Raw genomic sequence first — 21808 nt, forward strand, 5'->3', positions numbered from 1 at the left:
CCGCAAGCAATGAACGAACTCACATTCATACAAAACAACATAGAAAAGTGGGAACATGTGGAGATAATGACCAAAGACCTATCGCAGGAGACGCCCGACGACATAGCCGATGCCTATAGCGACGTGACAGCCGACCTTGCCTTTGCCTACACACATTATCCTTCGTCGCGCATCGCCATGTATCTTAACAACTTGGCGGCTGTGCTCCACAACGCCATCTACCGCAACAAGCGCGAGAGACGTTCGCGCCTTATCACGTTCTGGACGCGTGAGGTGCCGGCCACGATGTATGCCGAGCGGTGTCATCTGCTTGCGTCGTTCGTGGTGTTCTGCATCAGTGTGCTTATTGGGGTGGCGTCGCAGTTGGCTGAGCCCGACTTCTGCCGGATAATCCTTGGCGACGGTTATGTGGAGCAGACGTTGCAGAACATATCCAACGGCACACCGATGGCTGTGTACGACGGTGGAGCGGAGAGCACAATGTTCCTCGGCATAACCATCAACAACATAGGTGTGGCGTTTCGCATTTTCGCCTTTGGACTTATGTCGAGCTTGTTCAGTGCCTTACTGCTGTTGTACAATGGCATAATGCTCGGCTGCTTCGAGACATTCTTTGCCCAACACGGATTGTTAGGCGAGTCGATGCTTGCCGTATTCCTGCATGGCACTCTTGAGATTTCGGCCATCATCGTAGCAGGAACCGCAGGACTTGCCATAGGCAATAGTTGGCTTTTCCCAGGCACTTACTCGCGCTTCTATGCCTTCCGTCAGGGGGCAAAGCGCGGATTGAAAATAGTGGTAGGCACGGTGCCGGTGTTCATCGTTGCCGGATTCGTTGAGGGCTACATCACCCGTCACACCGAGATAGCCGACGGCTTGCGCTTAGGGTTCATACTGCTTTCCTTGGCGTTTGTCTTAGGCTACTATGTGGTGTTGCCATGGTTTCAGAACAGAAAATAATCATTCGTAAATCATTAAAAATTATCAAGATATGGGTTTCATACAGCATCAAGTTCCCCCTCTTTACCGTCGCCGCACATTCAGCGACAAGTTTACCGACACCACCGACTTCATCACCGCCAACTGGCGAGTGCTGTTGCGTATGCTCACCATTGTGTTGCTGCCTCTGTGCTTGCTGCAAGCCTTGAACGTCAATACGCTCATGTCGAGCATGTATGGCGACATGGTGGGCAATGGTGATGTGAGCGACACACTTGTGGGTTTCGCCCTCAACTATGGTGCGCTCATGGTGTTTGGAATCATAGCCACAGTATTGTTTATATGTATAGTATATACACTCATGCAACTGTATCATGAGCAGAACGCCGACGGCACACCTGCCCATCCCAACCTTAACAGCATTACCTTCGCCCAATTTCGTCCGCTGATGATGCGTCAGGTGCGTTCGGCATGCAAGGCAATAGGGGCCTTTCTGCTCTTCTTCGTTGTGCTTATGGTGTTTATGGTGGTAGCGGCAGTGGTGTTTGCCACAATGACCACGTCTTTAGGCTCCAACGAGGCAGGCGTTGTGTTGGTTGTCATCTTTGTATATGCCATTGTGCTTATGCTTTTGCCACCGATAGCGATGGTAGTCCCCGTATTCTCCTTTGAGAAGATAGGCTTTTGGGCAGGTCTCAAGAAGTCGCTTGTGTATGGATTCAAGACATGGCGCGGCGTGGTTGCAGTGACGATAGTTGTAGGTCTTATGGTGGGCATGGTGCTCGGCGTGCTCGGTTTGCCGTTCTTCATGATGACCATGTTCAAGGCGTTGTTTGCTGTTCAAACCTCAGGCGAATATACCTTCACCAACTCCGTTTGGTATTCATTCCTTCAGTATCTGTCGGCCATTGTCTACGTGTATGCCAGCTACATTGGCTATGCCGTGATGCTTGTGGCGCTTGCCTATCAGTATGGTCATGCCCGCGAGAAAATTGATGGCGACGAATTCTTCGACAATGCCAATGGTTATGACTGATACACTGGCTGTAGACACTCTGCTGATAGCCCGGTGGCGCGACAATCCTGAGTTCGACTATGACGCTGAGTTCCGAGGCTCTGGCTTTTCGCTCTGGGATTGGATTGAGCGTAGGATTGCCGATCTTGTGGACAGGCTTTTCGGCAATACTATGTTGGGCGACTGGAGCAATGTGGTGTGGTATGTGCTTGGCTTTTCGGCTATAGTGGCAATCGTGCTGTTTGTGTTCTATCGTCATCCCGAATTGCTGCACGTGTTGCGCCGTGGTGCCAAGGCTAAGGAGGAATATGAGGTGGTGGAGGACACCATCTATGGCATCGACTTTCCCGCTGCCATTGCCCAGGCCATGTCGCGTGGCGACTATCGCGAGGCTGTGCGCCTGAGCTATCTTCAGGCATTGCGCCACTTGAGCGATGCCAATATCATCGATTGGCAACCCTCGAAGACTCCCGCGCAATACGTGCGTGAATATCCCGACGAGCTGTTCAACCGTACTACCGCAGTGTTCATACGTGTGAGGTATGGCGGGTTTGAAGCCACCAAGACCATGGCTGAGACTATGGCAAAGGATGTGGCAGACATCATGTCGAAAGCGATAGAGCAGAAAGGAGGCGGGCAATGAAGCGACTGTATATATATATAATAGGTATAGTGATAGCCACATTCCTCTGCTTCGCTCTAGGTCAGCGTATGCCTCGAACGTTCACGTGGAAGGCAACCTTTGCCCATGCCGACCGCCAACCTTTCGGCTGCTATGTGTTCGACAGTGTGATGGCGCAGTCGATGCCCAAGGGGTATAGTGTGGAGCGTCGCACGTTCAAACAATTGTTAGGCAATGCTGATTTACAGGGGAAGAACATTCTCGTGCTATGCGATTACCTTAATATGAAAGAGCTTGACTTTGAAGCCATGGACAGTCTGTTGCACCGTGGAGCCAAGGTGATGCTTGCTTATCATAATGCGGGCTTCACAGAAACCGACTCCATTCTCGCCTACAACTATGGTGTGAATGTTCATCTTGGCTCGCAATTTTGGTTGCCTACGGTGAAGGGTATGCTTCGCAATGGCGACCATGATCTATATGACACGGTGAGATGGCGAACAGACGACCCCGTGTTCCCGCAACGCAACTATAGACTGTTCAGTCAGCTTGTGTCGGGAATCGTGATTACCGACCGCCATCGCATTGACTCCGTGAAGTATGACTCGCTTGTGCTCAGCACCCTAAACTATTCATATCCCGATGTGCAATGTCCTTTCTTCCCAACGCAACTCAAGCATCTTAAGGAAAAGGCACGCAGCAAGGGCGAACTGAAACAATTGGAATTGGACTATTATGACTACGATTGCGACTGGCAAGGCAAGCAAGCGGATGAGGACACAAGCTGTGAGTTCCCGGTTGCAGTGAAGCGAAAGGTGGGGCAGGGCGAGCTTATCGTCGTCTCCATGCCGTATGTCTTCACCAACTATGGTGTGCTCACCCACGAAGTGTCGCCCTTGCTGATGCGACTGATGACGCAGATAGCCGACCGCCCAGTATTGCGCACCACAAGCTACATGAAGAGTTACGACGAGTTGGAAGCCGAGATGTCGCCCATGCGCTATGTGCTTGGCAGTCGTGAGCTTAGGCGAGCGTGGTATCTGTTGGCTTTTGTCACGGTGCTGTTCTGCGTGTTCAAGGCACGTCGCCGACAGCGCATCATTCCCGTTGTGGCCGAGCCAAAGAATCATAGCTTGGAGTTTGCGCGACTCGTGGGTACGCTCTACTGGCAGCGGGGAGACAATGTAGACCTCGTGCGCAAGAAGTTCCTACTCTTTGCCGAGCGCATACGCATGACATTGGCTGTGGATATAGTAGATGCGAAACCCGATGATGCTACCATAGCTCTCATGGCCCGCCGCACCGGACTTGACAAGGAAACCTTGGACGAGGAGATAGGTCGTCTGCGTATGGACTATTGGACCGAGGGAACGCTGAGCGACATGGAAATGCGCTGGGCGGTGGACTGCATGAACCGAATAGCAGGAAAACTGTAGAGAGAAAGTAATAACAAATGTAGAAAACAAAAAAAACGAAATATAAATAATGGAAACAAGAACCGACCTTACTGCCTTTGCCCGAAAGACGGGCGAGATAAAGCAGCGTATAGCCGAAATAATTGTAGGACAGACTGAAGCCGTGGACCTGCTGCTCACATGCGTCATTGCCGACGGACATGTGCTGCTTGAGGGTGTGCCCGGAGTGGCAAAGACTCTACTCGCACGTCTTGTGTCGCGACTCATCGACGCGCGTTTCTCGCGTGTGCAGTTCACTCCCGACCTCATGCCGAGCGATGTTCTCGGCACATCGGTGTTTAATATGAAGACATCGGAGTTTGACTTCCATCCCGGACCTGCCTTTGCCGACATTGTGCTTGCCGACGAAATAAACCGTGCTCCTGCCAAGACTCAGGCTGCACTCTTCGAGGTTATGGAGGAGCGCCAAGCCACTATCGACGGCACGTCTTATGTCATGGGCGATGTATACACCATCATTGCCACGCAGAATCCGGTGGAACACGAGGGCACGTATCGTTTGCCCGAGGCACAGCTCGACCGCTTTCTGATGAAGATAACAATGGGTTATCCCTCGGTGGAAGAGGAGGTGGAGATATTGAGCAGGCATAATGCACGCTCCAATTTCTCGCGTCTTGACGATGTGCAGCCCGTGATAACCAAGGACGAGTTGCTCGGTCTGCGTGACATGCTCGACAGTGTTGTGGTCGACGCTTCTTTGTTGCGCTACATTGCTCAGATAGTTGCCGAGAGCCGTGAGTCAAGAGCTGTGTATGTGGGATGCTCGCCTCGTGCGTCGGTTGCCATGCTTCAGTGTGCCAAGGCTTACGCTTTGCTTCAAGGTCGCGACTTTGTCACTCCCGACGACATAAAGACTGTTGCCCCCTACGTGATGCAGCACCGACTGCAACTCACTGCCGAGACCGAGATGGAGGGATTCACTCCCTTGGACGTGGCAAGAAAACTAATTGAAAAGGTGGAAGTGCCTAAGTAAACAAAACACAGAGAGAATGTATCTTACAACCCGTTTCTACGCATTCGCCATAGTTGCCATCCTGCTGCTCGCAACCGGCAACTACAGTGCTCCGTTCTACACTGTTGGCATGGCGGCAGTGTGGCTGCTCCTCGCTGCCACCATTGCCGATATTGCAATTCTTTACAGTAGGCGTGGCATTGTTGCCTCGCGACAGCTTGCCGACAGACTGTCAAACGGCGACGACAACGACATACGTCTGCGCGTGGAGAGTAGCTATCCCTTTGCGTTGAGGCTAACTGTCATCGACGAGACTCCGTTTGTGTTTCAGCGTCGCGACGTTGACTTCCTTCTGAGGCTTAAGCCACGCGAGGGCAAGACAATAGTGTATAAGCTGCGCCCCACGCAGCGTGGGGTGTATGGCTTTGGCAGAATACGTGTGTTTGTGAGGTCGGCTTTGTCGCTTGCCGAGCGTCGCTACACATGCGGCGAACCTCAGGATGCCAAGGTCTATCCCTCGTATCTCATGCTCCATAAGTATGAGTTGCTTGCCATGAACAACCGCCTTACCGAGATGGGCGTGAAGCGCATACGTCGTGCTGGCAACAACACTGAGTTTGAGCGTATAAAGGAATATGTAGAGGGCGACAACTACCGGTCGGTCAACTGGAAGGCATCTGCTCGCCGACATCAGCTCATGGTGAATGTCTACGAGGACGAGAGGTCGCAGCAGATAGTGTCGGTCATCGACAAGGGCAGGCCTATGCAGCAGGCGTTCCAGGGTATGACTCTGCTCGACTATGCCATAAATGCCTCGCTCATGCTGTCGTATGTGGCTGTGCGCAAGGCCGACAAGGCAGGACTTGTATGCTTTGCCGACCATACCGACACATTCGTTGCCCCATCGCGCCGTCATGGACAGATGGAGCGGTTGCTCGACGCTTTGTACTCGCAGCAGACAAGGTGGAGCGAGAGCGACTTCGGGGATATGCTTGCCACTATCAACAAGCGACTCACCAAACGCTCACTGCTTGTAGTGTACACAAGCTTTGCCAACACCCAGGCCATGACGCGCCAACTGCCTTATCTCAAGCAGCTTAACTTGCGGCATAAAGTGCTTGTGGTGTTCTTCGCCGACAATGAGATGCGCGACTTCGTCAACAGTTCTCCACGCTCTACAGAGGAATACTACCAGCACGTGATTGTGGAGAAAATGCTCTATGAGCAGCGACTCATTGTGTCGCAATTGCGCCAGCATGGCATATTGAGTATGCTAACCACGCCGCAGAACCTATCGGTGGATGTGGTGAATAGGTATCTGGAACTGAAGGAGAGGCAGGCTATATAGGCTTCAGATAAAGTATATACAATATTAAATATTTGATTACTGAACTTCTGATAGTTCATTTAGATTATTTACTAAGAAATGATTACTCCCAAGGAATATTACTCTTCGCGGATGGATTCGCTTGCTGCACGCATAGCAATACACCGTCGTCGCAACCGACTGTTTGTGGGTGGCGAGATAGCGTCGTTTGCCCTTTTCATTGCTTTCATATTTGCTTACGCTCAGTTGGAGTGGGGCAGTATGGGCGTGTGGGCTGCTGTGTTGTCGATAATAATATATGTTGTGATACGCCGCATGGACGAGCAAAACGAGGCACGGACGGAGTGGCTTGAGGCTTTGCGCGAGGTTTGCAGCAGAGAGTTGGCCTATCTCGATGGCGACTATTCTGCCTTTGACGATGGCGAACGCTATGCCGACCCGCAGCATCCTTTCACTATGGACATGGATGTCTTTGGCAATAAGTCGCTCTTTCAGCGCATCAACCGCAGTGTGACAACGGGTGGCAGCGACCGACTTGCCGCCTTGCTTTCGGCTGAACCTATAGGCAAGGATGGCGTAGTGGCTGACTGTGCCGATGTTTTTGACGCTGAGCTTTCGCCCGTAGAGCGCATTCGTCAGCGTGGCGATGCCATTGACATTCTTGCGCATTGCCCTGATTGGCGCACCGAGTTCTGTGCTGTGGGCATTGCCGAAAAGATAAACACCGATGCCGTGGCTCGTGCCATGCGCGATGTGAGTGATGTTAAGGTGGGCAAATGGGTTATGTCGCCCCTGACTATGGCTGTGGCTATGTTCATGGGGATAGGACTGATAGCCACCATTGTGCTTGCTGCCATGACCGATGTGCCTTCTAATGTGGCTGTGGTGTGGGCGTTGGCCCAACTGGGCATTGTGCTTGGATTGTGTCATGCAAAACTTATGGAGATAAGCCGCACTGTGGGCAAGCTGCATGGACAGATGGCTGCCTATGTTAAGTTGGTGAGGATCATCAGCGAGGACAGAGGGTTAAACGAAGAAGGAAGAGGTTTAAACGAAGAGGGAAGAGCGAAGAGTGAAGAATCCGTATGTAGGGTGGACAAGGGACTTATAGGCAGGCTTGTTGGTGCTACGGGAGGAGCTATAGGCTCGTTTCGCGAGATAGAGAAGATTCTTGCAGGGCTTGACCGCCGTGGAAACATACTTGGACTGATATTCGCGGATATATTCACACTCAGCGACTTCCGTCTGCTGCGCCGTTTTGCCTTGTGGCAGCGTCACTATACTATGCAGATGAGCCGTTGGATAGCGGCTGTGAACGAGATGGATGCTCTTGTGTCGATGGCTACGTTCTGCTATAACGAGCCTCAGGGAGTAAGGGCTGAGGTGGTGAATGGCAATGATGTGGTCTGCGAGGCTCGCGGATTGTATCATCCCTTCATTGGCTCTCACGCTGTGCGTAACGACTTCAATATTGCCGAACGCAACTATTATGTAATAACTGGTGCTAATATGGCTGGCAAGAGCACTTTCCTTCGCTCGCTCGGGGTGAACTGGATTCTTGCCATGAACGGTCTGCCAGTGTTTGCCGACCAGTTGCGCATCTCTGTCTTCCCGCTATTTACAAGTATGCGCACCACCGACGACTTGACGCGTGGCATAAGCTATTTCAATGCCGAACTGTTGCGCCTGAAGAGTTTGATAGCTTTCTGTGCCTCGCACGACAACACGCTCATCATTCTCGACGAGATACTCAAAGGCACCAACTCTGCCGACAAACTCGGAGGTTCGCGCCTTTTCCTCGAATATATGTCCAATAAGCGTGTCACAGGCGTCATAGCCACCCACGACCTTGAACTCTCACGTCTTGCCGATGAGCAACCAGAACGTTTCCACAACTATTGTTTTGAGATAGAGCTTGGCACTGATGTGACCTACACATACAAAATAACGCAGGGCGTGGCACGCAACCAGAATGCCACGTTCTTGCTGAAAGAACTGCTGAAATAGACAAAAAAGCATTCACTTATTCTTTTTATGTAATTAAAAGATGTAATTTTGCACGTATGAAACAAAATAAAGTATCCTTGAGCAGCAAGCAATATGCTGTGCCGTTCGTACTCATCACCTCACTGTTCTTTATGTGGGGTTTTGCACGCGCCATACTTGACGTGCTCAACAAGCATTTCCAGAACGAGCTCGACATAACCATAACCCAGTCGTCGCTCATTCAGGTAACAACCTACCTTGGCTATTTTCTTATGGCTATCCCAGCCGGACTCTTTATCAACCGCCGAGGCTATAGAAGTGGAGTTGTGCTTGGACTCTTGCTCTTTGGGCTTGGTTCGCTTGCCTTCATACCTTGTTCGGCAGCCGGAACCTTTTATGCCTATCTTATAGCCTTGTTTGTTATAGGCTGTGGACTGGTTTTCCTTGAGACATCCGCCAATCCTTATGTAACCGAACTTGGACCCAAGGAGACGGCAACAGCACGTCTCAACTTCTCGCAGTCGTTTAATGGTGTAGGCTCTATGTTTGCCACATTGGTAGTGGGCAGTTTCCTATTCCAAGACAGCGGAACAGGTGATTTGGGCAGTGGCTCAGGCGGCAATGCCGTAGTGCCATATGCCATTATGGGTGCCGTGGTGATGGTTATTGCCATTATCTTTGCCCGTGTCAATCTGCCAGAGATACATCATGATGACGATAACGACACACAAGAGGGAGGATACAATCTCTCGCGTCTGTTCTGCAACTCTTGGTTTGTCTTCGGACTCCTTGCGCTTCTTGCCTACGAGGTAGCCGAGATATCAATCAATTCATACTTTATCAACTTCGTAACCGGTCAGGACTGGATGTCGGCAGCAACCGGCTCTACTATCCTTACCGTGGCTCTTGGTCTTTTTATGCTTGCCCGTTTTGTGGGTGCGGCTATTATGAGCAATATGGCTGCAGAGAAGTATCTGCTTATCTGTGCTGTAGGTTCGGTAGTGTGCATAGCTGTAATGCTGCTTGATTTAGGCAAGACAATATCTGTAGGCGCATTGCTTTGCAACTATATGTTTGAGGCTATAATGTTCCCTACAATCTTCTCGCTTACGCTGCGTGGACTGGGTGGATTGACCAAGAGTGCCTCGTCTATATTGATGATGACACCGGTAGGTGGTTGCGGTTTCTTGCTTATGGGCTTGGTTGCCGATAATACAGGCAATATGGTTGTGCCTTTCTTTATTCCGCTCATAGGCTTTGCCTTTGTCATGGCTTACGCATACAAGTGTGTTAAGCGAGGATAAAAATAATAGTCTGTTTATAGCTGATATTTGCAAAAAAATAAGTATCTTTGGTGCCAATATACAAAAATAGGTCAATGATGAAAAAATCAACGCTAACAACGTTATTTATATGTGTCATTGTCGCTATGCAAACTGCTATATCATGCTCGCCGGCAGGCGATAACGGAGCTCAACTGCGACGTGAGCGTCTACGAAACCTTGACGACTCTATTACAGTTCTTGCCCCGTCTGTGCTTGACAGTATAAACAGTGCTATTGACAATACACAACAGATGCTTGCCAAAAAGCAAGCCAACAATACTATAACCACATCCGATAGTCTTGCATTGCAGGAGTATCGGATGTGCTTGGCACGCTACTATTGGCTTTCCGACCATCCCGAGAAAGCCGATACTATCGTGCAAGACATTATTAACTTTGCATATCGTCAGGATGGCGGCTACTACGATAAACACAAGGTGTGCCGCACTGAAAGACTTAACTCCTTATTGGCTAACGCCTTTCAATTGAAGGCAGCACGCAACCACAATTTTCATCGCGAACCTAAACAAACGCTACAGCTTTATACCGAGTCGTACAGACTTTTGTTTCGGAGCGACAACAAGGAAGCATTGCCAAAGGCATGTGCCAATCTTGCCGATGCTTATATTCAGGTGAACGATATTCCAGGTGCCGCCAAATGGTACCGCAGAGCACTGTTTCTTGTCGACTCGCTGGAACTTCCAAAGAAGGAGAACATAACACTCTATATGGGACTTGCACAGATATACCTTTCTTTGCATGACTTCCGTACGGCACAAATATATTATAACGAAACCGAACGTTATTTTGATTTGATGTCGCCACAGATGCAGGCTTATCATGTCAACAACCTAGGCAACTTCTATTATTATACCAAGAACTATCCAAAGGCGCTTGATACATTCAAGCGAATGGAGCGTTTGCTTATAAAAAGAGGTATGACCAATAAGTTCGACATGTATCTGTGTCGTATAAATCTTGCCGATGTGTATCTTAATCTTGGACAGCTAGACGAAGCACGTCATTGTCTTGAGTTGTGCGAACCTTACTTTCATAAGAATGGAGATGCTACGGCTCTGTATTATTGCAACACCATACATATTGGCATAGCAGCACGTCAGGGCAATGCGGCAGAGGTGGAACGTGTGCTTCGTAGTGAGCACCTTGCGCACGAGATGCCATATACTATGGTAAACATACGCAATCAGTATATGCGCCAATATTATGAACAGAAGGGAAACTACCGTCAGGCATACGTCAATCTGCAAGCCAATATCAACTATGATGACTCGCTCGAGCACAACCGCTCGAATATGCGTTCGGCCGAGATTATGTCTCGATTTACTGCCGATACGCTAAAACTGCATCACGACCTTGCGCTTGAGCACAAGAACGCTATGATACAAACAGCAAATATGAAGACCACGGTGGCTGTATCAGTAGCCATCTTGCTGTTGATGTTGCTCGTTTTGTGGATGATGTATATGCGCAAGAAGCAGTTGCAAAATCAGGTTAGTATAATGAACTTAAAGCTAAACAATGTGCGCAACCGCATATCGCCACACTTTATGTTTAATGTGCTGAACAACAAGATTGTGAACTCAGGCAAGGAGGAGGCTTCAGAACTAATGGAGCTTGCACGACTGATACGCACCAATCTCGACATGTCGAGTCAGCCATATATGTACCTGAACCGCGAGCTTGAGTTTGTAGAGCAATATATTAGGGTGGAGCGTTATTTGTTAGGCGACGATTTCGACTTTAGTATCGATATTGCTCCCGATGTAGACACAGCCAAGATTAGAATACCGGCTATGTTCCTACAGATACTAACCGAGAATGCCATAGTGCACGGTCTGAAAGGTTTGGAAGGACACAAGCAACTGCACATATGCATACGTAGGGATAAAGACATAACCATAATAAGTGTCAGGGACAACGGTCCTGGCTTCAACGCACGCCGTGCACTGAAGAAAGGCACCGGACTTGGCATTATATCGCAGACTATTGCCGTGACCAATGAGCACAACAAGCATAAGATGCGATTCGAGATAACAAACCGTGAGGACAAAGATGGCAACGTAGTGGGATGCGAGGCGACACTGAAGATGCCTGACAACATAACATTTAAATAAAAACAGACTTATTATGAATATAGTGATTGTTGACGACGAGAAGAGCTGTGTTAAGGCGCTCGCCGATAAATTGAATGAATATGACGACACCAATCTTGTGGGTGTGGCATACAATGGTATGGACGGTCTTAAGCTTATGAGCGAGCAGAACCCCGACCTTATGTTTCTTGACATCGAACTGCCAGACATATCGGGTATAGAGTTTCTGGAGCGTATAGAGAGCATAAGCGACGGACGTTGCCGTGTGGTTATGTATACAGCGCATGGCAGATATATGCTTCCGGCATTTCGCAACAAGGCGTTCGACTATCTAATGAAACCTATAGATGATGCCGAACTGCGCACAATATTGCGCCGAGCTTGTATCGACCGACGTCCTAATGTGCCACAATCGGCATCAGTTAAAATGCAGGACGATACAAACCCGGCGCTCGAAGCACTCAACAGTGACGGTATTGCAAAGCGCAACGATGGAAAATTCCTTATATATACCAATTCTGTAGACTTCCTGCTTGTTGACATTCGCGACATAGGTGTATTTACCTATAATCACGAGTTGCGTACATGGGAAGTAACAGTATCAGGTCGTAAGGACCCAATTCGCCTAAAGCGCAATGTTAATAGCGACATGATAATGGAACTCGACGACACCTTGGTGCGTGTGAGCCAAAAACACATCATAAATCTGGGCTATCTTATAGAAGTAGCAGATAATACCTGCCATTTCTATCCGCCATTCGAAAAACTCGATGACGTTAAGGTAGGGCGCTTCTTTAGAAAGAAACTAATCGATCGGTTCAGCAGCTTTTAGTCATTTGTATTTATGGTACAGCGTTATGGTTAAGGCGTGGCCTTAAGCCAAGAGCATTGCTCGGCGCAGGCTGCTTATACTGTTGTTGATAAATTTCTTAAGCTGGATAAACAACTTTTGTTTGGTTCTGGTTTCTACTGCGTAATTTTGTGATGTCATAAATTTCTTGTTTTTGAGTTGTTAATTACTTTTGTTGCTTTATTTAATGATAACTTTGCAAAGATAGGCTTTTTTGTTGAGAAATAATGTCGTAAAAATGTTAAAAAGCAGATAAATGTGGAATAAATAGCAAAAAAATGGATCAAATGAAATATACAAATGATAATGTGTTGCAAAAAGTAAGAGGGTGTGTAGCACACCCTCTTGTTATTTAAGTTTTATTCCAAAGTTGCCAACTTCTATCAAACGGCGTTTGTACAACTCGCCTACTGCACGCTTGAACACCTTTTTGCTCACTTGGAATTGGCGTTTTATGTCCTCTGCATCGCTCTTGTCGCCAAGGTTGCAAGTGCCACCATTGTCTTTAAGATATTGTAGAAGAGTTTCCGAGAAGTCGAGTGTCTGCTGGCGTCCTGTAGGTTGCAGCGTAACATCAATCTTACCGTCTGGTCTTACAGTATTGATGTAACCCTTTACGCGGTTGCCCGTATGCAGATAGCGGAATACCTGATCCTCGTAAACCAGACCAGGATAACAGTTGTCTATAATGACCTTAAATCCCATCTCTGTCTTCTGCCATACCAGCAGGTCAACCTCTTGTCCATGGTTGTAGAATGGGTGTCGCTCGCTGAAGTATCGCTCTATCTTTGCCGATGCCATAATACGGTACGACTCCTCATCAATATGCACGTGTACAATGTAGCTTTCGCCTTTCTGCATGCGCTTCTTTTGCTCGCGGAAAGGACAGAAAAGGTCTTTCATCAGTCCCCAATTGAGGAAGGCACCGTATTCGTTGACCCATGAAACCTCAAGGTAAGCAAAGTCGCCTACCTTGCAAAGTGGATGCTCAGTGGTAGCTACTGGACGTTCGTCCTGGTCTAGATAAATAAATACTTCCAGTTCGTCGCCAGGCTTAGTACCTTCAGGTACGTAGCGTTTGGGCAGCAATATTTCTCCCTCGTTGCCACCATCGAGATATAGTCCGAAGTCAACTTCCTTGACAACGGTCATCTTGTTGTAATCACCAAGTTTTATCATATATTCTGTTTTGTTCTTAGTTGTTATAACGAATAGTTCCCACAGAACTCACAGAATACACAGAAGCCTACGGAGTTAAACTTTTAGAATCCACAGAGCGTATAGACGCTACGCGTCATACGACAGAAGGCACAGAATTGATTGCTTATGTACAAAGTTACGTATACCACGACGCTTCGCAAGCAATCATTTCTGTGAGTTCTTGCCTCGCGAAGCGTAGGCTATTCTGTGAATTCGAAAAGCTTAGGTCCGTTAGGCTTCTGTGTCTTCTGTGAGTTCTGTGGAAGGTACATTTGTGGAAGGTGTATGTATTGGAGGTACATCCCCAATCTTTCCGTCCTCAATATGAATAGTGCGGTCGGTTATCGATGCCAAGTGCTCGTCGTGTGTCACTATAACGAAGGTCTGACCAAACTTATCTCTTAAGTCGAAGAACAGTTGGTGCAGCTCGGCTTTGTTTTTAGAGTCGAGCGAACCAGAAGGTTCGTCTGCCAACACCACAGCAGGATTGTTGACAAGAGCGCGGGCAACAGCCACACGTTGCTTTTCTCCTCCCGACAGTTCGGCAGGTTTGTGCGATGCACGTTCTGAAAGATTCATAAATTCAAGCAATTCCATAGCACGTTGGCGAGCCTCTTTGTTGCTCTTGCCAGCAATGAAGGCTGGAATCATAATATTTTCAAGAGCAGTGAATTCTGGCAGAAGCTGATGAAACTGAAATACAAAACCTATATGCTGGTTGCGGAAGTCGCTCAGTTTTTTTGTGTTTAAGGTTCCAACGTCAACACCGTCTATTACTACCGAACCACTGTCTGCACGGTCGAGTGTACCCATTATCTGCAGCAGTGTGGTTTTGCCTGCACCACTCGGACCTACGATGCTCACCACCTCGCCCTTATTTATATGCAGGTCGATGCCTTTAAGCACCTGCAGCGAGCCGAAACTCTTGGTTATACCTTTGATGTCTATCATATTATATATATTTACTTCCTAATCAAATTCTTTTTAATCCACTTGTTAAGTGTCTCGTAAGCACTTTGGTCCTCAGTATGCTGCGGTTGTGCAAATGTCATTTCTTCCATTGCATCGCCGTGCTGGTCGGGGAATATTATCATAATGTTCTTGCCAGAGAAGTGGCGTTGAATCTCGTCGGGCAATCGTTCAAGTGCATTCTTGAACGACACAGTGCCCTTGCGTGCTGTAACGATGATGAATAACTGGTCGTTGGAAATGCTGGCAGCAATGTTGGGCATCTCGGCCCAATGTACCATTGTTGTGAACGAAACCCTCATCTGTTGATGCTTATTGTGTACATATTGCTCAATCAGTGGCAGCACGTCTTCGCGTCCGTAGAACTCGGTATGGCACTCCATATTTACTGCCATACGGCACAATCGTTCCAACCAGCGGTAGAAGCCAGGCTCAAATTGGGCTCTTGACGGAACTGTAACCTTAATGCGACGTATGGTGGATAGAGGCTGGTTTAGTCGAGCCATTATTATCTGTGAGTTAAGTCCATTGAACAAACTCTGGTGGAAAGCGCCCCAAAACTTCTGTGAAACCTCAGGGTGCATGTGCATGCCTATAAGCACGTCAGTAGCACGAAACTCCTTAAAGGCATGTCTGATGCCGTTGGCAATATTGGCAGCCACGCGCACCTGAGTTTGCATAGACATGTCGGCGGCAGCAGCATACTTGGTCATACGGTCAAGCAACTGTTGTCCTTGTTCCTGGTTGCGTCGCATGTCTTCGTCGTCGTACACCACGTTGAGGCCCACAAGAGTTGTGGTGTTCTTAGGATTACGCATCATCATCGCCACGTTTACAAGACGCTGGGCATATTCTGGATACTTCATAGGTATCAGTATCTTCTCGTCTGTGTTTGCCTTCTGGTCGTTGTCGTCGGGCATTTCTTTGTCGCGTAGTGTTATCTGCTGAGCCGACCGCTCTGTCATCATAGAAGAAATGATGCACGTGAAAAGAATCATTACAACCACAGCGTTAAGCATGTCGTCGGTTATAAGAGGCACGCCAGGTTCAACCTCAATCCTCATTCCTATCATAAGCATGGCTATGGCACCGGCAGCATGAGCGGATGTCAAGCCAAACATCATGTTGCCAGATGATACGGGTAGCTTGAATATAAATGCCGCAACGTATGCTGCTATAGCCTTGCCCAATGTTCCGAGACCGGCAATGCATAGTACCACCATTATGATGTCGCCGCCATCGAACAACACGCGTACATTAATAAGCATGCCAACACCTATAAGGAAGTAGGGTATGAAGAGAGCATTGCCTATAAACTCTATTCGGTTCATTAGCGGTGACACGTGCGGTATGAATCGGTTTAGAATCAAGCCGGATAGAAAGGCTCCGATGATGCCCTCAAGTCCAAGTGCCTCGCCAAAGGCAGCACTCATGAAGAGCATAGACATGACAAAGATAAACTGCATCACAGCATCGCTGTAACGACGCAGAAACCAGCGTGCCAAGCGTGGAATGATGAAGGCAAGCACCAGGCAATATGCCACAAACTTGCCTACAAACATAAGCCAGAACAATACACCGGCATTGCCTTTATACGATTCTACTATGGCTGCCAGTATAACAAGTGCCATGAGCAGGGCAAGCATTGACGAACCCACACTTAGCGTTACGCTTGGCTTTTTCTGCAGGCCGTAGCGTCCTACAATAGGATAAGCAATGAGTGTGTTGGATGCCATGATGCATCCAAGCAGCAAGGAGGCAAACTGCGAATAGTGGAGCAGACTGATGCATCCGACATATGTAAGCAAGAAAGGCAAGCCACAAGTAAGCACGCCAAAGATGCCGAACCGTCTTGAGTTGCGTTTAACACCCTCCATGTCCATCTCAAGCGATGCCAGGAACATTATGTAGTAGAGGCCCACTTTGCCGAATAACTCAAACGAGTCGTCGCGTACTAATATGTTGAAGCCATACTTGCCCACTGCCACACCAGCCAATACCATTCCGATGATGTGCGGAATGCGAAGCTTGCCCATTATGATAGGGACAAAGAGGATGATGAGCATAACCACGAAGAATATCAGGGTGGGGTCGGTTATGGGGAAGTAACTGGCAATGTTGGTCATAAGATGTCGGTTTGAATATGTTGAATGTATGGGTGCTTGTTTTACTGACTGCAAAGGTACTGAAAATTTAATCAAAGATGCGGTGCTTTCTCCCATTTATTTTGTATTTTTGCAAGTGCTATATGCATCTAACGTAGACAAATACAACAATAAAATATGAAGATACTTACAGGAGCCCAGATTAGAGAGCTCGACCAATACACTATTGACCACGAGCCAATAGCTTCTATCGACCTTATGGAGCGTGCCTCACGAGCCATAACACAGGCAATTACCACACGCTTCGAATCAACTACACCAATTGTGGTGTTTGCAGGTCCAGGCAACAACGGAGGCGATGCGCTTGCAGTATCGCGCATGCTGTCAGAGAAGGGATATATTGTAGACGCTTATCTGTTTAATATACACGGCACATTGTCGGATAATTGCGAGAAAAACCGCGATCGTCTAAAGAGTGAGGGACTTGTTCACTCGTACACAGAAATAACATCCAACTTTGACCCTCCAAAACTAACGCAACAGACATTGGTTATTGACGGTCTTTTTGGCTCGGGTCTTAACAAGCCACTTACAGGTGGATTTGCCTCGCTTGTTAAATACATCAATCAGTCTACGGCACGTGTAGTAAGTATAGATATGCCGTCTGGACTTATGGCCGAGGATAATTCTGCCAACAACTCGGCTGCCATCATACGTGCAGACCTTACGTTGACACTTCAGTTTAAGAAACTCTCCATGTATTATGCCGACTGCCAGCAGTATCTTGGCAAGGTGCAGGTGCTCGACATCCGTCTGTCAAAGGAGTATGTAAAGAGCATTCCTTCGCCATTCTCTACGGTTGATGCCGAATACATACGTAAAAATATGCTGACACGTGACGACTTTGCACATAAGGGCACTATGGGCAACGCCTTGCTTATTGCTGGTACTGAGGGCATGGCTGGTGCAGCTGTATTGGCCTCGAAGGCGTGCTTGCGCAGTGGTGTAGGCAAGCTTACAGCACTAACTCCTCGATGCAACACTACCGTTATGCAGATATCAGTGCCAGAGGCTGTGCTTGCTATCGATCAAGAGAACTATTACTCTGAGGCAGTGGCTGCCGATGAGTTTGATGCTGTAGGTATAGGTCCAGGCTTGGGCAAGCAAGAAGGTTCGGCATTAGCTTTGATGTCGCAATTGCAGCAGACTCAATGTCCGGTAGTGCTTGATGCCGATGCCTTGAATATGCTTGGCTCGCACGGCACATGGATTAGTCAGTTGCCTGACAATATGATATTGACACCGCATCCACGCGAACTTGACCGTCTGGCTTCAACCACATGCCATAGCGACAGCGAGCGTCTTGCTGTAGCACGTGATATGGCTGAAAGCTTGCGTGCGTATATAGTGCTAAAGGGACATTATACGGCTTTGTGCTTGCCTGATGGCAATGTTGTGTTTAACACTACCGGAAATTCGGGTATGGCAACAGCTGGTAGCGGCGACGTGCTTACTGGTATCATTACGGGTTTGTTGGCACGTGGCTACTCTCGCAAGAATGCTTGTCTTACAGGTATATATCTGCACGGACTTGCTGGAGATATTGCAGCAGCGCGTGTAGGCAAGGAATGTATGATGGCAAGCGATATTATTGCCGCACTGCCTGAGGCATTTAAGGCAATGTACTAAGCAGGCATGTAGCATAGGGCTTGAGCTTTGTTGCTTGTATAATTGAGCTAACCTATATAATAACAAGAATAAATAAAATGAAGAAGTTACTAACATCAATATTCCTCACAACCGTTGCCGCCACTACAGCAATGGCTGGAGGCGAGAAGAAGGTAGACGGATTGGACTACTATCTGCCTAAGACTGCGGTGCGCATGCAGGTGCTTGTGGAGAAAACATCAATTATGCCTGGGCAGTTGGCCGACTATTCGGAACTCTATTTCAAAAAGAATGCCTCTACAACTCCACAGACTACCTATCGCATTGTGGGTGTAAACTTTACATCGGAGGGTCAGCCAGACACCGACAAGAAGTTTACTGTGGCTGTAGACAAGAAGCACAGTGTGTTCACCATCGACTGTGCTCCAAACGGTGTGCTACGTGCTATCAATACAAAGGGTAAGGCTTTGCCACGTCCAAAGGTATTTCGTGCAGCACAAAAGGCAGCTCCGCTGAATTCGCGCGACTATATGAGTCAGGACATTCTTGCTGCCGCCAACTTGCCTAAGATGGCTCAGCTTGTGGCACAGGAGGTGTATGATATTCGCGACTCACGCAACCAATTGTCGCGTGGCGAGGCCGACAATATGCCTAAAGATGGCGAACAACTACGTCTTATGTACCGCCAACTCGACACACAGGAGCGTGCACTTATGCAGCTGTTTACAGGCACTGTATCTACCGATACTACAGAGACAGTGATGACTTTTGTACCGCAGCCTACCGACCTACGTCGTGTGCTCTTCCGTTTCTCTAAGCGATTTGGACTGACAACAGCCGATGATTTCTCTGGAGAACCTTTCTATCTTAACGTAGAGAATGAGGGAATTATTGCCGACGTGCCAGCAGATGCCTCGAAGGCAGACAAGGAGAAGGACGACTTTAGTCTTGGTGTTAATCTGCCAGGAAAGATTCGCCTTACAATAACTAAGGCAGACGGCACTCCTGTTGCATTGTATGAGACTGATGCGGCCCAGTTTGGTAGAGTGGTGATGCTTAACGGTGCCCTCTTCGGAAAGAAGTTTACATCCGACATTGTGCTCGATCCTACAACGGGTGCTGTGGTTGAACTTAAGACACAGCCGTTGGATTAATAAATAAAATATAACTTTATGGCAAATCACACGATAAAGTCGTGCGACGATAACGGCTTATATCCTTGGCATCCCTAATAAGGAAGTGAGGCAGGCACTTACATTATATGCTCATCCGGAATATGGAGTGATAGATTTGTAATTTGCAGTGAGGGGGTGTCAAAAGTCGCAAGTGGTACGCCCCGAAGGGTAGGGTGTTCAAAATCCTCATAATTCTTATGTCCAATTTGTCTCCCAAATATCCACCTAACTAACAGTAAATCAATAAATTGCATTTTTTAAATCGTGCAGGATTTCCATTCCGATACATTATGCATATAATTGTTGCAGAATATCAATGAGTTATGACGTTTATTGGGTCAAAAATCGTGCAGAAAAAATTGCGGATTTTGAACACCCTACCTTACAGGGCGTATTATTTATAACGTCCGTTTACCCAGGGCGTTCTTGCTTAGGCAAGCGGCAGAGCCGAGCGGCCCTGGGCTAGGCGAAATTTGGGCTTTCAGCCCGCATTGATCTCCACACTGGCACCACCTTTATCACTAATCCTTTATGTTCGATGGTGCGCTGTTGGTTGAAGGTAACGATGGTGCAGTTCTTACACCCAGTATATTCGGCTGCCGCCACGATGCCCTCAACCTCACGGCTTAGGTTGTTGTCGTCAAGTTGCCAGCAAACCTGGATGAGTTGGTCTACATGGTCGGCCCTCACAACGACGAAGTCGCACTCAACAGTCTCGTTGAAATAGAACACCTGGTCGTCTTCCGCAAGTTCTCTCTCCAACTTAGTATACACAATATTCTCAAGCGCCTTACCCTCGTCGTCGCTTTGTGGCAACAGTATAGCGTTGCGCATGGCAAAGTCGGCAATGTAGTATTTGGCAGGCGAGAGGTTCTGCTTAACTATCGATTGTGTATACTTAGGCACCTTACGCAGCAAGAAAATATTGCAAGCATAGTCGAGCCATAGATACAACGAGTCTTTAGAGACGCGCATGCCTTGCGACTTAAGCTCATTGTATATGTTGTTCACGCTTGTAGGCTTTGTTATATTGTTCATCACGCGCTTCAAAAAGTAGCGCACCACCGAAGGCGAAGCCGATATGCCGTAATGTTCTATCATATCGCGGAACAACATAGTGTTGAAGTACGACTGCAGAATCTTTATCTTTTCGGTTGCCACATCGGTTAGCACCACTTGTGGGAAACCGCCCTCCTTACAGTAATTCTTAAACTCGCTTGCCAATACGGCTGCCCCTTCCTCCGTGTATTTGTTGGCCTTTACCTCCTTAAAGTCAAGGTATTCGTCAAAACTTAGAGGATACTCGCGATATTCGTCAGGCCATCCACGCAGCGCCGACGCCATTTCGCCAGACAGCATCTTTGCCGTGCTGCCTGTTACATAGATGTGCTTGCAGTAGTTCTTGAATACGCGCAGCACAAAGAGTTCCCATCCTTCTATCAGCTGTATCTCGTCAAAGAACATATATACGTCCTTTAACGATTGGGTTGGATACATCTCGCGGTAGGCTTGTAGAATCTCGTCGAAGTCGGATGTCTGCATTGATGCAAAACGCTCGTCGTCGAATCCGATATACAATATCTGCTCGGGCTTGACGTCGTTTTGGAGCAAGCGGTTGATGGTAAGACCAAGGAGCGACGACTTGCCACAACGACGTATACCCGTAACAGTAACGATGCTGTCCTTGTTGACAGGCAGTTGCTGCTTGCGTTCTTTTAAACTTAACGGAAACTCTTCCTGATGAAGAGCTATAACCGACTGAAATATACTGCGTAGTTCCATATTGCTCGTTGTTTTGTTCAACTGCAAAGATAGTGTATTTCCTTCTGAAAAGGAAAGAAATGAGTAAAAGTTTCCTTCTCAGAAGGAAAGAAATGGGTAAAAGTTTCCTTTTCAGAAGGAAAGAAATGGGTAAAAGTTTCCTTTTCAGAAGGAAAGGGAGGGGTAATGAAGTGATATATGTGTAAATTGCGTTTGTCGGTGAGAAGTATGTATCACTCCAAGCTTATTATGATTTTTTTAGTTTGCTCCAAAAAGTTGCAAATGTGTCAGTATTCATGTATTTTTATTGTGGCGTAGTTTAGTA

At 47.9% G+C, this 21808-nt stretch carries 16 protein-coding genes; 12 read left to right on the forward strand and 4 right to left on the reverse strand.

Annotated features, from left to right (window positions below; translation table 11 throughout):
• Window positions 1-9: 9 nt before the first annotated feature.
• The 10 genes from C9991_RS05235 (at window position 10) to C9991_RS05280 (ending at window position 12587) form a co-directional block, all read left to right on the forward strand.
• Window positions 10-960 carry a stage II sporulation protein M gene (locus tag C9991_RS05235; RefSeq protein WP_106811508.1) on the forward strand — a complete coding sequence of 317 codons (951 nt, stop codon included), beginning with the start codon at window positions 10-12 and terminating at the stop codon, window positions 958-960.
• 31 nt (window positions 961-991) lie between these two features.
• Window positions 992-1975 (forward strand): hypothetical protein, encoded by a 984-nt coding sequence (locus C9991_RS16635; RefSeq protein ID WP_157949368.1) that lies wholly within the window; start codon window positions 992-994, stop codon window positions 1973-1975.
• Entirely contained in the window at window positions 1968-2597 is a 630-nt protein-coding gene (locus C9991_RS05245; RefSeq protein ID WP_157949369.1) for a DUF4129 domain-containing protein, read from the forward strand. The genes C9991_RS16635 and C9991_RS05245 overlap by 8 nt, the downstream gene beginning before the upstream one ends.
• Window positions 2594-4012 carry a DUF4350 family protein gene (locus C9991_RS05250; RefSeq protein WP_106811511.1) on the forward strand — a complete coding sequence of 473 codons (1419 nt, stop codon included), beginning with the start codon at window positions 2594-2596 and terminating at the stop codon, window positions 4010-4012. The genes C9991_RS05245 and C9991_RS05250 overlap by 4 nt, the downstream gene beginning before the upstream one ends.
• Before the next feature lie 49 nt (window positions 4013-4061).
• Entirely contained in the window at window positions 4062-5024 is a 963-nt protein-coding gene (locus C9991_RS05255; RefSeq protein ID WP_106811512.1) for an AAA family ATPase, read from the forward strand.
• A 16-nt stretch (window positions 5025-5040) separates the two neighbouring features.
• Window positions 5041-6351 carry a DUF58 domain-containing protein gene (locus C9991_RS05260; RefSeq protein ID WP_106811513.1) on the forward strand — a complete coding sequence of 437 codons (1311 nt, stop codon included), beginning with the start codon at window positions 5041-5043 and terminating at the stop codon, window positions 6349-6351.
• Window positions 6352-6429: 78 nt separating this feature from the next.
• Window positions 6430-8337 carry a MutS-related protein gene (locus tag C9991_RS05265; protein WP_106811514.1) on the forward strand — a complete coding sequence of 636 codons (1908 nt, stop codon included), beginning with the start codon at window positions 6430-6432 and terminating at the stop codon, window positions 8335-8337.
• Between the two features lie 56 nt (window positions 8338-8393).
• Window positions 8394-9620, forward strand: a complete 1227-nt coding sequence (locus C9991_RS05270) for an MFS transporter (RefSeq protein WP_106811515.1) — start codon at window positions 8394-8396, stop codon at window positions 9618-9620.
• Between the two features lie 74 nt (window positions 9621-9694).
• A complete protein-coding gene (locus tag C9991_RS05275) occupies window positions 9695-11776 on the forward strand; it encodes a tetratricopeptide repeat-containing sensor histidine kinase (RefSeq protein ID WP_106811516.1) in 2082 nt (693 codons plus the stop codon).
• A 13-nt stretch (window positions 11777-11789) separates the two neighbouring features.
• Entirely contained in the window at window positions 11790-12587 is a 798-nt protein-coding gene (locus tag C9991_RS05280) for a LytR/AlgR family response regulator transcription factor (protein ID WP_106811517.1), read from the forward strand.
• 366 nt (window positions 12588-12953) lie between these two features.
• Here C9991_RS05280 and C9991_RS05285 read toward each other — a convergent pair whose 3' ends face one another.
• The 3 genes from C9991_RS05285 to C9991_RS05295 form a co-directional block, all read right to left on the reverse strand.
• The gene (locus tag C9991_RS05285) at window positions 12954-13784 is read right to left on the reverse strand and encodes a CvfB family protein (protein WP_106811518.1); all 831 of its coding nucleotides are present in this window, start codon (window positions 13782-13784) and stop codon (window positions 12954-12956) included.
• A gap of 252 nt (window positions 13785-14036) precedes the next feature.
• Complete coding sequence (locus tag C9991_RS05290; RefSeq protein ID WP_106811519.1) at window positions 14037-14756, reverse strand: ABC transporter ATP-binding protein; 720 nt, start codon at window positions 14754-14756, stop codon at window positions 14037-14039.
• Window positions 14757-14767: 11 nt separating this feature from the next.
• Window positions 14768-16900: a cation:proton antiporter gene (locus tag C9991_RS05295; RefSeq protein WP_106811520.1), complete on the reverse strand. Its 2133-nt coding sequence runs from the start codon at window positions 16898-16900 to the stop codon at window positions 14768-14770.
• Between the two features lie 156 nt (window positions 16901-17056).
• Between C9991_RS05295 and C9991_RS05300 the strand changes: the two genes are divergently transcribed.
• Both C9991_RS05300 and C9991_RS05305 read left to right on the forward strand, forming a co-directional pair.
• Window positions 17057-18568: an NAD(P)H-hydrate dehydratase gene (locus tag C9991_RS05300; protein ID WP_106811521.1), complete on the forward strand. Its 1512-nt coding sequence runs from the start codon at window positions 17057-17059 to the stop codon at window positions 18566-18568.
• Window positions 18569-18645: 77 nt separating this feature from the next.
• On the forward strand, window positions 18646-19701 hold the full coding sequence (locus C9991_RS05305) for a DUF4831 family protein (protein ID WP_106811522.1): 1056 nt from the start codon (window positions 18646-18648) through the stop codon (window positions 19699-19701).
• A gap of 483 nt (window positions 19702-20184) precedes the next feature.
• On the opposite strand, the gene C9991_RS05310 is transcribed toward C9991_RS05305, so the two are convergent.
• Window positions 20185-21504 carry an ATP-binding protein gene (locus C9991_RS05310; RefSeq protein ID WP_106811523.1) on the reverse strand — a complete coding sequence of 440 codons (1320 nt, stop codon included), beginning with the start codon at window positions 21502-21504 and terminating at the stop codon, window positions 20185-20187.
• Window positions 21505-21808 lie beyond the last annotated feature (304 nt).

Source organism: Prevotella merdae (assembly GCF_900290275.1).
GTDB lineage: Bacteria > Bacteroidota > Bacteroidia > Bacteroidales > Bacteroidaceae > Prevotella > Prevotella merdae.

Coding starts and splice junctions, on each gene's coding strand:
- C9991_RS05235 (WP_106811508.1), top strand. CDS start 10: ATGAACGAACTCACATTCATACAAAACAACATAGAAAAGTGGGAACAT.
- C9991_RS16635 (WP_157949368.1), top strand. CDS start 992: ATGGGTTTCATACAGCATCAAGTTCCCCCTCTTTACCGTCGCCGCACA.
- C9991_RS05245 (WP_157949369.1), top strand. CDS start 1,968: ATGACTGATACACTGGCTGTAGACACTCTGCTGATAGCCCGGTGGCGC.
- C9991_RS05250 (WP_106811511.1), top strand. CDS start 2,594: ATGAAGCGACTGTATATATATATAATAGGTATAGTGATAGCCACATTC.
- C9991_RS05255 (WP_106811512.1), top strand. CDS start 4,062: ATGGAAACAAGAACCGACCTTACTGCCTTTGCCCGAAAGACGGGCGAG.
- C9991_RS05260 (WP_106811513.1), top strand. CDS start 5,041: ATGTATCTTACAACCCGTTTCTACGCATTCGCCATAGTTGCCATCCTG.
- C9991_RS05265 (WP_106811514.1), top strand. CDS start 6,430: ATGATTACTCCCAAGGAATATTACTCTTCGCGGATGGATTCGCTTGCT.
- C9991_RS05270 (WP_106811515.1), top strand. CDS start 8,394: ATGAAACAAAATAAAGTATCCTTGAGCAGCAAGCAATATGCTGTGCCG.
- C9991_RS05275 (WP_106811516.1), top strand. CDS start 9,695: ATGATGAAAAAATCAACGCTAACAACGTTATTTATATGTGTCATTGTC.
- C9991_RS05280 (WP_106811517.1), top strand. CDS start 11,790: ATGAATATAGTGATTGTTGACGACGAGAAGAGCTGTGTTAAGGCGCTC.
- C9991_RS05285 (WP_106811518.1), bottom strand. CDS start 13,784: ATGATAAAACTTGGTGATTACAACAAGATGACCGTTGTCAAGGAAGTT.
- C9991_RS05290 (WP_106811519.1), bottom strand. CDS start 14,756: ATGATAGACATCAAAGGTATAACCAAGAGTTTCGGCTCGCTGCAGGTG.
- C9991_RS05295 (WP_106811520.1), bottom strand. CDS start 16,900: ATGACCAACATTGCCAGTTACTTCCCCATAACCGACCCCACCCTGATA.
- C9991_RS05300 (WP_106811521.1), top strand. CDS start 17,057: ATGAAGATACTTACAGGAGCCCAGATTAGAGAGCTCGACCAATACACT.
- C9991_RS05305 (WP_106811522.1), top strand. CDS start 18,646: ATGAAGAAGTTACTAACATCAATATTCCTCACAACCGTTGCCGCCACT.
- C9991_RS05310 (WP_106811523.1), bottom strand. CDS start 21,504: ATGGAACTACGCAGTATATTTCAGTCGGTTATAGCTCTTCATCAGGAA.